Below are 12522 nucleotides of genomic sequence, written 5' to 3'. Positions count from 1 at the left end.
GCCCTTTCACCAGCCGCCTTCGAAGAAGGCCAGGAGCGCCGGGGCGGGGTCCGCGGTGGTGGCCGTGTTCGCCACCGCGATCACGGCGACGGCCGCCGCCATCAGGGCCCAGAACAGCCCGGACGACCGGAGCACGCGCCTGGTCCGCCGGTCGGACGCCGCCACCGCGAACCTCCGCCACGACACCGCGCTGATCGCGGCAGCGGAGAGCGCCACCACCGCAGCGGCCACCGCGAGCACGGCGTGGTACCGCCCGAAGTCGCTGACCATCACCTCGACGGGAGGCGAGCTCTGGCCCCCGTCCGGGTAGGCGGCCAGTTGCCGTCTGATCTCGTCGAGCGTGCCGGCCGGGACTCCGTGAGGCCCGTGGAGCGGCAGCATCGACATCAGCGAGGAGAAGGGCGCCAACGTCCCCTGGACGTTCGCCATCACCATCGCCAGCGAGAACAGCGCGAGCGCCGTGACGGCCGCCCCGGCGGACGCGAGAGCGGCCCGCCTCCCCGCGGTGAGCCCGCCGGCCCGCAGGTACGCCTTCCGGAGCAGCACGCCGAGCGCGACGAGCACGGCCAGCAGGAGCCCTGCGGTCACGGCCTTGACCAGGTGGTAGCGGGACCAGTAGTCGACGAGGCCGCGCAGACCGGCGGGAAAGCTCCGCTCACCGGCCGCCCAGTAGTCGACGAACGAGGCTGAGAGGCGGCCTTGGAGCTCGGGCCGGCTGCCGTAGCCACCGCCCGACAGGCTCCGGGCCACCGGTCCGGGGGCGAGCACGAAGGCGGTGCCGAGGGCCGCCGCGAGAGCGGTGAGCAGGACGGCCGCGCGGACGGGTACACCCGCGGTGCGGGACGGTCCGGGCCAGGTGGTGGGTGGTGTCGTTGTGGACATGCTGGTGACTCTGTCGCGACGCCCCCCGCCCGGTCACTGCGGTCCGCCACCCGCCCGGGGTGTGGCGGGCCACACCCCGGGCGGGTGCTGCGGCGCTCACTCCTCCGGCGGGAACACCACTTCCCCGGTGTCGGACAGGGCGACCGTGATCGCCTCGACCGGGCAGCCCTCGGCCGCGGCCAGCACCCGCTCGTTGGCGTCGGTCTCCGGGTCCACGGGGTGCGACTGCCGGGCGGAGTCCAGCCGGAAGCCGTCCGGTGCGTGGTTGACGCACATCCCGGAGCCGATGCAGACGCCTCGGTCGACCTCGACGCTCCACCGGTCCCCCATCAGGACGCTCCCCCGTACCCGGCGGGCAGATGGATCATCTTGTGCTCGAAGTACTCCCCGTATCCCTCGGGCCCGAACTCCCTTCCCACGCCGGAGTTCTTGTAGCCGCCGAACGGTCCGAGCATGTCGAGGCTGAAGGTGTTCACGCTGTACGTGCCGGTCCTGACCCGGCGGGCGATGTCGATGCCGCGCTCCGTGTCGGCGGTCCAGACGCTGCCGCTGAGACCGTACTCGGAGTCGTTGGCGATCTTCACCGCCTCGTCCTCGTCGCCGTACGGCAGCAGGCAGATGACCGGGCCGAAGATCTCCTCGCGGGCGACGCGCATGGAGTTGTCGACGTCCCCGAAGAGGGTCGGCTCCACGTACCAGCCGCGCTCCTGCGAGGCCGGACGCCCGCCGCCGGTGAGGATCTTGGCGCCTTCCTCCTGCCCGATCCGGATGTAGTCGAGGGAGCGCTGCTGCTGGCGGCGCGCGACGAGCGGGCCGAGTTCGGTGGCCGGATCGAGCGGGTCACCGACCTTGAGCGCACCGGCCGCCGCGGCGAACGCCTCGGCCGTCTCCTCGTACCGGGAACGCGGGACCAGGATCCGGGTCTGGGCCACGCAGGCCTGCCCGTTGATCATCCAGGCGAAGGGCACGATGCCCGCGACGGCGGCCTCCAGATCGGCGTCGGGGAGGATCACGGCGGCGGACTTCCCGCCCAGCTCCAGGGTGACGCGGGTGAGGTTTCGCGAAGCGACCTCCATGACGCGCCGTCCGGCGGCGACGGACCCGGTGAAGGAGACCTTGTCGACGCCGGGGTGCCCGACCAGGTACTCGCTGACCTCGCGGTCGGCCGGCAGGATCGACAGCACGCCCTCGGGCAGCCCCGCCTCCGCGACGATCTCCGCCAGGATGTAGGCGTCCAGCGGTGATTCGGGCGACACCTTCAGGACGGCCGAGCACCCGGCGAGCAGCGCGGGCGCGAGTTTGGCGGCGGCGGTGAACTGCGGCACGTTCCACGGCACGACGGCCGCGACCACCCCGACCGGCTCACGGCGCACCAGCAGCGGCCCGAGCGCCCCGTCCCTGCGCTCCTCGTACGGAAAGGTGCGGGCGACGGTGATCGCCGCGTCCCACACCATCATCGCGGCGAGGGCCTGCACCATGACGCTGGAGCTGTACGGGGTGCCGTTCTCCGAGCTGATGACCCGGGCGATCTCCTCGTACCGCGCGGCGAACGCGTCCTTGATCCGGGTGACGACGGCGATCCGCTCGTCCAGTGCCATCCGGGGCCAGGGCCCCTCGTCGAACGCCCGGCGGGCGGCGGCGACGGCCCGGTCCACATCCCCCTGTGCGGCATGCGGCACCCGGCCGATGACCTGCTCGGTGTGCGGGGAGATGACCTCGATGACTTCCCGCCCGAGCGGATCGACCAACTCCCCGCCGATGAACAGTTTTCCGTGTTCGACAAGCTCGCTCATGGCTGCTGCCTCCCGCGACGCGGCACGTGACCCGACTCGTTGACTTGCTGGACCGGTCCTGCATCTGACTTGATGTCAGATGGCTTTGTGTCAGAACTGATACCAGTTCCAGTTCCAGGAGTCCACGGCTGGGACAACTCCCGAAGCGCGGGACGACGATGCAGACTGGGCCTCATGACCGCATCCCTCCACCACATCGTCATCGACGCACACGATCTGCCCGCCCTGGCCCGCTTCTGGGCCGCCGTCCTCAAATGGCGCGTCCTCTCCGAGCGGGAGCGGGAGGTGGTGATCGGACCGGACGCGAACGCCCCGGTGGGCATCTGCTTCATGCCCGCACCCGAGACGAAGACCGTGAAGAACCGCCTGCACCTCGACCTGACCACGGGTCCTGACGAGGGGGAGGCGGAGATCGAGCGGGTCCTCGCACTCGGTGCGCGCCATGCGGACGTCGGGCAGACCGGCGAGGAGTCCTGGACCGTGCTCGCGGATCCGGAGGGCAACGAATTCTGCATCGTGCGGCCGAAGTCCACCCTGACCGGGTAACCGGTGCGGACCAGGTGGTCGACCGGGGCTACCACTGGAACAAGTTCTCGTTACAGTGGACGCGGCGCGCCGTGGCCGGTACCAGCGCGCCGCCGAGACCGCGAGGAGATGGGGAGTCCATGACGCAGGTGATGAACCACGGTGGTGGCGTCCACAGCATCAAAGTCCCCATCCCTGACAACCCGTTGGGCCACACCCTGGTCCATGTCCTGGACACGGACCGGGGCCCGGTGCTGATCGACACCGGCTGGGACGACCCCGAGGCCTGGGACACCCTGACGGCCGGGCTCACGGCGGTGGGCGTGGACGTCACCGACATCCACGGCGTGGTCATCACCCACCACCACCCCGACCACCACGGCCTGTCCGGCCAGGTGCGCGAGGCGTCCGGGGCCTGGATCGCGATGCACGCCGCCGACACGGCGATCGTCCGCCGCACCCGGGAGTCGGAACCGGGTACCTGGCTGTCGTACCTCGCGGCGAAGCTGGCCACGGTGGGCGCGCCCGAGGACCACATCGCCCCGCTGCTGGCCGCCCGCGAGAAGGGCGGCCGCATGCGCACCCTGCCCGGTCTGCGGGCCGCGCTCCCGGACCGCGAGATCGTGCCCGGCGAGCTCCTCGACCTGGCGGGCCGCGAGTTGCGCGCGATCTGGACCCCGGGCCACACCCCGGGCCATGTCTGCCTGCACCTGGAGGAGGACCACCCGGCCCAACTGCCCGGCCGTGGACGCCTCTTCTCCGGCGACCATCTGCTCCCCGGAATCAGCCCGCACGTCGGCCTCTACGAGAATCCGGACGACGCGACGGAGACCGACCCGCTCGGGGACTACCTCGCCTCCCTGGAACGGATCGGCCGCCTCGGGGTGGCCGAGGTGCTGCCCGCCCACCAGCACGCCTTCGCGGACGCCGCGGGCCGCGTCCGCGAACTCCTCGACCACCACGAGGAACGCCTCACCGGCCTCCTCGGACTCCTGGCCGAACCGCTCACACCGTGGCAGCTGGCGGAACGGATGGAGTGGAACCGCCCCTGGGAGCAGATCCCCTACGGATCGCGGAACATCGCCGTCTCCGAGGCCGAAGCGCACGTGCGCCGCCTGGTCAAGCTGGGGCGCGCGGAGGCGGTCACGGGAAGCGGCCCGGTGACGTTCGTCGCCGTGTGACCCCACCAATTGACAAAAGGCGTGAGTTTATGACCGCCCGAATAGCCTGAGCCCGAATCAAATTCGCGACGGCAAGGAATTGACATACGCGAAAAGCTGTGGCCGGACAGCAATCTTCAAATCCTGGTTTTTTTAAGGCACTTGAGAATTGACAGAGGCACTCCGATTACTTACGGTCCGGTCGTCAGATCTTTATCGATCGCGTCCGAAGGTATTCATGACCGCGTCTTTGACGCTGCCGAAGTCCAGGCAGCGGTTGATCCTTGCCGTCCTGATGTCGTGCTCCCTGCTGATCTGGCTGGACAACACCGTCCTGAGCACCACTCTGGAAACCCTCGCGGACCCGGTCCGCGGACTGAACGCCGGTCCGGCCGAGCTGCAGTGGGCCACCGGCGCGTACACCCTGGCCTTCGCCACCTTGATGTTCACCGCAGGCGCGCTGGGTGACCGCTTCGGCCACCGGACCGTGCTGGTGGCCGGGCTGGTGGTCTTCGCGGGGTCCTCGCTGCGGGCGGGGTACGCGGGCGACGCCGGCCAGCTGATCGCCGCCCGCGCCGTGATGGGGGTGGGCAGCGCGCTGATCGTGCCCGCCAACCTGGCCATCCTTATGTGGACCTTCAGCGGCCCGGCGCGGTCGACCGCGATCGCCGTCTCCTCGACATCCGCCGGGGTCGGAATGGCCGCGGGCCCGGTGCTGGCCGGGGTGCTCCTGGACCATTTCCGGTGGGGCTCGGTCTTCCTGGTCAATGTCCCGGTCGTGGTGGTGGCGCTGGTCGGGATCGCCGTACTGGTCCCGAATTTCCGCAGCCCCGTCCGGCGGCCGCTGGATCCGGCCGGAATGCTGCTGTCCATCAGCGGGCTCGCGGCACTGGCCTACGGGCTGATCCGGGCGGGGCAGGTCGCCGACTGGGGCCGTACGGACGTCTGGGCGCCGATCGCCGTCGGCGGGTGTCTGCTGGCCGTCTTCGTCCTCGTCGAACTGCGGAGCAGGATGCCCGGTTTCGATCCCCGGCTGCTCGCGCAGCGGGTGTTCGGTGGCGGCAACGCGGCGCTCGGCCTGCTGCTCTTCGCCATGGCCGCCGTCACGTTCTACGGCGCGTTCTACCTGCAGGGCGCACGCGGCTTCACGCCGATGGAGGCGGGCCTGGCCGGCCTCCCGACAGCGCTCGGCGCGCTCCTGGGGGCAACTGTCGGGGCGGGCCTGGTCCGCCGCTGGTCACTGCGTGCCGTCAGCGTGCCCGCGCTCGCCGCGGCTGCGCTGGCCATGGGCACGTACGGGCTCATCGGACTGCACACCCCGCTCGCCCTGATCGAGATCATGCTGTTCGTCCAGGGGATCTCGATCGGCACGGTGATCGGTCCGGTGACGGCGGCGCTGATCGGCTCCCTGCCGCTGGACCGGGCGGGGGCCGGGTCGGCCGTCACCAATACCGTGCGCCAGACCGGCAGCGTGATCGGGATCGCGGTCGGCGGCACGGTCATGTCGATCGTGTACCGGCGGGCGATCGAGACCTCGGTGGGCGGCGTACCCGGCCCGGCGCGGGACCGGGTACGGGTCTCCGCCGAACAGGCCCGGCACGTCGCCACCGAGATCCACCGGCCCGCCCTCGCGCGCGCCGCAGACGACGCGTTCATTCACGCCATGCACGTCGGCGCTGTCTGGATCATGCTCATCGCGCTCCTCGGCGCAGCCGTGCTGGCGATCGCCCTGCATCCGGCCGGGAAGCCCGCGCAGGCGGTACCGGAACCGGCCCACGACCGAATGGTCAGCCCGTGATTCCACCGCGAACGGCCCGGTGAATTCCGGTCACCGCAGCCACTGAGGACCGACGCGGCCTCCCGGCCGCGCACCGGCCACCCCCTCCGCAGGCCGCCTGGGCGGCGGCGCCCGGTCCGGGCTCCCGCGATACCCGCCCGGTAGAGTGTGCGAGTCGTCATCATGCCCGTTCAGGGGGAAGCCGGTGCGAATCCGGCACTGACCACGCAGTCGTGACCGCCCCTCGGCGGGAGTCGAAATGCCCTGTCCGTGTCGTGACCGGCTCCTGCCACCGGGACCCCGGTGGCCGGCACCGTCGAGGTATACGGAGCCGGAGCCCGGTGCCTGTGTGCGCCTGGGACCGGTTCCCGCAGGAGAGGCCCCGCCCGCCATGACCGTACGCCGCAGCGCAGCCGCGCTCGCCGCCACCGCTGCCGTGCTCTGCGCGGCCGCAGCCGCAGCCCCGGCCGCGGTCGCCGCGCCGTCCCCCTCTCCGTCCCCGTCCACGGCGCTGCCCTCGGGGCTGTACGGCACGACGGACCCGACGTACGACGGGGTGTGGCGGCAGTCGCTGGCCTTCGTCTCGCAGCGGTCCGTGGGCGTCATGCCCGCCGCGCAGGCCGTGGACTGGCTGGTCGGGCAGCAGTGCGACAGCGGGGCGTTCGCCGCCTACCGCGCCGACCCCTCCGTGCCGTGCGACGCCAAGACCATGATCGACACCAACGCGACGGCGGCCGCCGTGCAGGCGCTGCACGAGGTCGGCAAGCACCAGGAGCTCGTCGCCAACGGGCTCGACTGGCTGAAGTCCGTCCAGAACGAGGACGGCGGCTGGGGGTACACCGCCGGCAGCCCGAGCGACGCGAACTCCACCTCGATCGTGATCGGCGCCCTCGCCCGCGCCGGCAAGAAGCTCGGGGACATCACGACGCACGGCGGCAAGACCCCGTACGACGCCCTGCTCACCTTCGCCATCCCCTGTGGCGGCAAGGACGGCGGCGCCTTCGCCTACCAGCCCGACAAGGCCGGCAAGCTCGCCGCCAACGGCGACGCCACCGCCGCGGGCGTGCTCGGCTCGCTCGGCAAGGGGCTCGTCGTCGGGGACACCGCCGCGGCCAAGGCCCCCACCTGCGAGACCAGCAAGCCGCTCAGGCCGGAGCGGGCCGCCCAGAACGGCGCCCACTACCTCGCCGGGGCCCTCGCGAAGACCGGGCACCTCGACCAGCCGCCGATGCCGGGGGCCGAGGACAGCGCCCCGCAGCCCGACTTCGGCAACACCGCCGACGCGGTCGTCGCCCTGTCCGCCTCCGGGCACAAGGACAAGGCCGCCGCCTCCGTGAAGTGGCTGGCGAAGAACTCCGCCGACTGGGCCGCGCAGAGCGGCCCCGCCGCCTACGCCCAGCTGGTCATGGCCGCCCACTCGACCGGCGCCGACGTGCACGACTTCGGCGGCGCCGACCTCGTCGCCCAGCTGAACGCGACCGGTCCCGCGCCCGCCTCCGTGTCGAAGCCGAAGCCGGTCGCCACAGAGGAGGAGAAGAAGGACAGCGGCGACGGAGACGGGATCGGCGGTGTCTGGTGGTTCGTCGGGATCGGGCTCGCCGTCGGCGCCGGCGCCGGATTCCTGATCAGCGGCCGCCGCAAGAACCAGCAGCGGTGAGCGGCCGAGGACGGGCCACCGCGCTGCTGGTGGCCCTGGGCGCCGTCCTGTCCGTGCTCCTCGGCACCGGGACGGCCCAGGCGGCGGGTTACCGCTACTGGTCCTTTTGGGAGGGCTCCGGCAGCGGGTGGGCGTACGCCACCCAGGGGCCGTCCCTGGTCCGGCCGGACGACGGCTCCGTGCAGGGCTTCCGGTTCGCCGTGAGCGCCGACTCCCAGGACGCGGCGAAACCGCGCCGCTCCCCCGACTTCGCGAAGATCTGCGCGGACACCCCCGCCAAGGGCGGCACCAAGCGGGTCGCGCTCGTCATCGACCCCGGCACCGCCGCCGACGCGCCGCAGGGCGAGACCCCGCCCCCGCCGCGTACCGCGTGCGCACGGGTTCCCCAGGACGCGAGCAGTGCGGAGGCGCTCGCCTCCGTGGCCAAGCCGCTGCGGTACGGGAGTGACGCGCTGCTCTGCGCGATCTCCGGCTACCCGGCCGCGGGGTGCGGTGAGCAGGTCTCGGGGACCACCGGTACCGAGAGCGGCCGGGCCACGACGCCCGCGCCCACGTCCGCTTCCGCTTCCGCGTCCGCTTCCGGCAGCGGCGGTTCCGGCGGCGGTCCGTCCGCCGGGGTGCTCTTCGGGATCGGCGCCGTCCTCCTGCTCGGCATCGCCGCAGTCGCGCAGGCCCGCCGCCGCCGCGGATGAACGGCTCGACGGACGGCACCGGGAACGCTCCGGCGGCCGTCGCCCCGGTCCCGGTCTGGCGCGCCCCCGCCGCGACCCGGAGCAACGCGCTGCCCGCCGGGGCGTGGTGGCTGTGGGCGCTGGGGCTCGCCACCGCCGCGTCCCGGACCACCAACCCGCTGCTGCTCGGCCTGCTGGTGGGCGTGGCGGGGTACGTGGTGGCCGCGCGCCGGACGGACGCGCCGTGGGCCCGCTCGTACGGGGCGTTCATCAAGATCGGTCTGTTCGTCATCGGGGTGCGGCTGCTGTTCTCCGTCTTCCTCGGCTCCCCGATCCCCGGCACGCACCTGGTCTTCACCCTGCCCGAGGTGCCGCTGCCGGACTGGGCGAAGGGGGTGCGGATCGGCGGCCGGGTCACCGCGGAGCAGCTGCTGTTCGCGCTGTACGACGGGGCGAAGCTGGCCACCCTGCTGATCTGCGTCGGCGCGGCGAACTCGCTCGCCAACCCGGCCCGGCTGCTGAAGTCACTGCCCGGTGCGCTGTACGAGGCCGGGGTGGCCGTCGTCGTCGCGATGACGTTCGCACCGAACCTGGTCGCAGACGTGGTGCGGCTGCGCACCGCCCGGCGGCTGCGCGGCCGGCCGACCGGTGGCGTCGGGGCGGTGCTCCAGATCGGGCTGCCGGTCCTGGAGGGTGCGCTGGAGCGGTCGGTCGCGGTGGCGGCCTCGATGGACGCGCGCGGCTACGGGCGCACCGCACAGGTGCCGGCCGCCGTCCGGCACACCACGAACGTCCTCACCCTGGGCGGGCTGCTCGGGGTCTGCGCCGGTACGTACGGGCTGCTCGCCGCGCAGGGCGCGGTGTACGGGCTGCCGCTGCTGATCGCCGGTCTTGTCGCGGCGATGGCCGGGCTGCGCCTGGGCGGGAGGCGTTCGGTGCGGACCCGCTACCGGCCCGACCGGTGGGGCGTACGGGCCTGGCTGGTCGCGGGCTCCGGTGCGGCGGTCGCGGTGGCGATGATCTGGGCGGGCGGCGCCGATCCAGAGGCGCTGCACCCCGGAGTCGTACCGCTGGTCGCGCCGGTGCTGCCGCTGTGGCCCGCCGCCGCGGTGCTGATCGGTCTGCTGCCCGCGCTGGTCGCGCCCGTCCCGCCTTCCCCCACAGGCTTCGAGGAGCAGCTGTGATCCGGTTCGACGATGTTTCCGTGCGGTACGAGGGGGCCGGGCGCCCCGCCCTGTCGGGGGTCGATCTGACCGTTCCCGAGGGTGAGCTGGTGCTGCTCATCGGCCCTTCGGGAGTCGGTAAGTCGACTTTGCTGGGTGCTGTCTCGGGGCTCGTACCGCACTTCACCGGGGGGCGGCTGACCGGGCGGGTCACCGTCGGCGGGCGCGACACCCGTACGCACAAGCCGCGCGAGCTGGCGGATCTGGTGGGCACGGTGGGGCAGGACCCGCTCTCCCACTTCGTGACCGACACGGTCGAGGACGAGCTGGCGTACGGCATGGAGTCGCTGGGCCTGGCGCCGGACGTGATGCGGCGGCGGGTCGAGGAGACCCTTGATCTGCTGGGCCTGGCCGGGCTGCGGGACCGGCCGATCGCCACGCTCTCCGGCGGCCAGCAGCAACGCGTCGCGATCGGCTCCGTGCTCACCCCGCACCCCCGGGTCCTGGTGCTGGACGAGCCGACGTCCGCGCTGGACCCGGCGGCTGCGGAGGAGGTCCTCGCGGTCCTCCAGCGGCTCGTCCACGACCTGGGCACGACGGTCCTGATGGCCGAGCACCGCCTTGAGCGCGTCGTGCAGTACGCCGACCAGGTCGTCCTGCTGCCCGCGCCGGGCGCCGCCCCGGTGATGGGCAGCCCCGCCGATGTCATGGCCCTCTCCCCGGTGCATCCGCCGGTCGTGGCGCTCGGGCGGCTGGCGGGCTGGGACCCGCTGCCGCTCTCGGTGCGGGATGCCCGGCGGCGGGCCCCGGGGATGCGGGAGCGGCTGGCGGGTACGGAGCCGGTCCCGGTCGGTGGTGCGGCCGGGCCGTCGCTGCCGTCCGGGGTGACGACCGCCGCTCCCAGCCCCGCCGCGCGGCGGTACGGGCTGGGCAGACTGCTCGGCCGGGTGGCCGCCGCGCCCGAGCCGGTCACCGACGCCATCACCCGGATCGAGCGCCTCGGGGTGCGGCGCGGCCGGGTCGAGGCGCTGCGCCGGGTCACCCTGACCGTCGCGCCCGGCGAGACCGTCGCGCTCATGGGACGTAACGGCGCGGGCAAGTCCACCCTGCTCGCCGCCCTCGTCGGCATGGTCGAGCCCACCTCCGGCAGCGTGTTGGTCGGCGGCCGGACCCCGCACCGCACGCCGCCGCGCGAGATGGTGCGCCGGGTCGGGCTCGTACCGCAGGAACCGCGCGATCTGCTGTACGCGGACACGGTCGCCGCCGAGTGCGCGGCGGCGGACGCCGACGCGGGCGCCGCACCGGGCAGCTGCCGGGCCCTGGTCTCCGAGCTGCTGCCGGACGTACCCGACACCACCCACCCCCGCGATCTCTCCGAGGGCCAGCGCCTCGCCCTGGCCCTCGCCCTCGTGCTCACCTCCCGGCCCCCGCTGCTGCTCCTGGACGAGCCGACCCGGGGCCTGGACTACGCGGCGAAGGCCCGGCTCGTCGGGGTGCTGCGCGCGCTGGCGGCGCAGGGCCACGCGATCGTGCTGGCCACACACGATGTGGAGCTGGCCGCCGAGCTGGCGCACCGGGTGGTGATCCTGGCGGACGGGGAGGTGGTGGCGGACGGGCCGACCCCGCAGGTCGTGGTGTCCTCACCGGCGTTCGCCCCGCAGATCGCGAAGATCCTGGCCCCTCAGGAGTGGCTCACCGTGACCCAGGTACGCGCGGCGCTGGAGGGCGGGGCATGAGCGGCACGACGGGCCGGAGCGCCCGGCCGGTGCGGCTCGGACCACGGGCCGTCGCCGCGCTGGTGCTGATCAGCGCGATCGGGGTGGTCGCCTTCGGCTGGCCGCTGCTGGCCGGGGCCGATTCGGGCCTCGCGCACGCGCAGGACGCGCCGTGGCTGTTCGCCGCGCTGCTGCCGCTGCTGGTCGGGGTGGTGGTCGCGATGATCGCGGACGCCGGGCTGGACGCGAAGGCGGTGGCGATGCTGGGGGTGCTGGCCGCCGTCGGCGCGGCGCTGCGGCCGCTGGGGGCGGGCACGGCGGGTCTTGAGCCGATGTTCTTCCTGATGGTGCTGAGCGGCCGGGTGCTGGGGCCCGGCTTCGGATTCGTGCTGGGCTCGGTGACGATGTTCGCGTCCGCGCTGCTGACCGGCGGGGTGGGCCCGTGGATGCCGTTCCAGATGCTCTCGATGGGCTGGTTCACGATGGGCGCGGGCCTGCTGCCCGCACCGGACCGGCTGCGCGGGCGCGCCGAGCTGCTGATGCTGGCGGCGTACGGGGCGGTCGCGGCGTTCGCGTACGGGACGGTCATGAATCTGTACGGCTGGACCATCGTGCCGGGCCTCGGCTCGGGGATCTCCTTCCACCCCGGTGACCCGCTCGGCGACAACCTGGTGCGCTTCCTCGCCTACTGCGCGGCCACCTCGGCCGGCTGGGACCTGGGCCGGGCCGTGCTCACCGTCGTACTGACGCTGACGGTCGGGGCGGCGCTGCTGAAGGCGCTGCGCAGGGCCACCCGGCGTGCCGCCTTCGAGGCCCAGGTCACATTCGACGTCCCGGCGGAGTGAGGGCACCCACAGGACCTTGGTCCTCTACGAAGCGGAATAGGAGCCGCCGGGATCGTGCGTAAACCCCCGACCTATCCCCTCCTACCTGCTATGAAGCGGTTTGGTGTGGTTCGGGACCTTCGGTCCTGGGTGCGAAGCGGGGTCGTAATGGGGGTCATTGCGGTCGTTGAAAGGCGCCGCTAACACTGGTTGACGTCGCCGAGCGCCGCAGCGTCCACCGGATTGGGACAGCGGTCAACGAGCACCGGGCCAGGCAGGATTCGGACCGGCGGGCGACTCAACCGTTCCCGACGTTAGGTTCTCTGTGTCGTTCGCCAGCACCCTTCTCGCCAAG

11 protein-coding genes are annotated in these 12522 nt (G+C 72.9%); 8 read left to right on the top strand and 3 right to left on the bottom strand.

Going from position 1 to position 12522, the window contains the following annotated elements; translation table 11 throughout:
- Positions 1 to 6: 6 nt before the first annotated feature.
- The 3 genes from ACZ601_RS10295 to ACZ601_RS10285 form a co-directional block, all read right to left on the bottom strand.
- Positions 7 to 882, bottom strand: a complete 876-nt coding sequence (locus tag ACZ601_RS10295) for a hypothetical protein (protein WP_469535441.1) — start codon at positions 880 to 882, stop codon at positions 7 to 9.
- Between the two features lie 96 nt (positions 883 to 978).
- Positions 979 to 1212: a ferredoxin gene (locus tag ACZ601_RS10290; RefSeq protein WP_469535438.1), complete on the bottom strand. Its 234-nt coding sequence runs from the start codon at positions 1210 to 1212 to the stop codon at positions 979 to 981.
- A complete protein-coding gene (locus ACZ601_RS10285) occupies positions 1212 to 2675 on the bottom strand; it encodes an aldehyde dehydrogenase (protein WP_469535435.1) in 1464 nt (487 codons plus the stop codon). The genes ACZ601_RS10290 and ACZ601_RS10285 overlap by 1 nt, the downstream gene beginning before the upstream one ends.
- A gap of 174 nt (positions 2676 to 2849) precedes the next feature.
- On the opposite strand from ACZ601_RS10285, the gene ACZ601_RS10280 reads away from it, so the two are divergent.
- The 8 genes from ACZ601_RS10280 to ACZ601_RS10245 all read left to right on the top strand — a co-directional run bounded on the left by ACZ601_RS10280 (position 2850) and on the right by ACZ601_RS10245 (position 12188).
- Entirely contained in the window at positions 2850 to 3221 is a 372-nt protein-coding gene (locus ACZ601_RS10280; RefSeq protein ID WP_469535432.1) for a VOC family protein, read from the top strand.
- 119 nt (positions 3222 to 3340) lie between these two features.
- Entirely contained in the window at positions 3341 to 4381 is a 1041-nt protein-coding gene (locus tag ACZ601_RS10275) for an MBL fold metallo-hydrolase (protein ID WP_469535430.1), read from the top strand.
- Between the two features lie 217 nt (positions 4382 to 4598).
- Entirely contained in the window at positions 4599 to 6158 is a 1560-nt protein-coding gene (locus tag ACZ601_RS10270; RefSeq protein ID WP_469535427.1) for an MFS transporter, read from the top strand.
- A 370-nt stretch (positions 6159 to 6528) separates the two neighbouring features.
- Entirely contained in the window at positions 6529 to 7794 is a 1266-nt protein-coding gene (locus tag ACZ601_RS10265) for a prenyltransferase/squalene oxidase repeat-containing protein (RefSeq protein ID WP_469535424.1), read from the top strand.
- Positions 7791 to 8486: an SCO2322 family protein gene (locus tag ACZ601_RS10260; protein WP_469535422.1), complete on the top strand. Its 696-nt coding sequence runs from the start codon at positions 7791 to 7793 to the stop codon at positions 8484 to 8486. The genes ACZ601_RS10265 and ACZ601_RS10260 overlap by 4 nt, the downstream gene beginning before the upstream one ends.
- Entirely contained in the window at positions 8483 to 9649 is a 1167-nt protein-coding gene (locus ACZ601_RS10255) for an energy-coupling factor transporter transmembrane component T (protein ID WP_469535420.1), read from the top strand. The genes ACZ601_RS10260 and ACZ601_RS10255 overlap by 4 nt, the downstream gene beginning before the upstream one ends.
- On the top strand, positions 9646 to 11364 hold the full coding sequence (locus tag ACZ601_RS10250; RefSeq protein ID WP_469535417.1) for an ABC transporter ATP-binding protein: 1719 nt from the start codon (positions 9646 to 9648) through the stop codon (positions 11362 to 11364). The genes ACZ601_RS10255 and ACZ601_RS10250 overlap by 4 nt, the downstream gene beginning before the upstream one ends.
- Positions 11361 to 12188, top strand: coding sequence for an ECF transporter S component (locus ACZ601_RS10245; RefSeq protein WP_469535414.1), 828 nt, complete (start codon positions 11361 to 11363; stop codon positions 12186 to 12188). Before ACZ601_RS10250 ends, ACZ601_RS10245 begins: the two co-directional genes overlap by 4 nt.
- Positions 12189 to 12522: the final 334 nt, after the last annotated feature.

It is taken from the genome of Streptomyces sp. NPDC104307, assembly GCF_055584045.1.
This window is presented reverse-complemented; position numbering and strand designations above follow the sequence as displayed.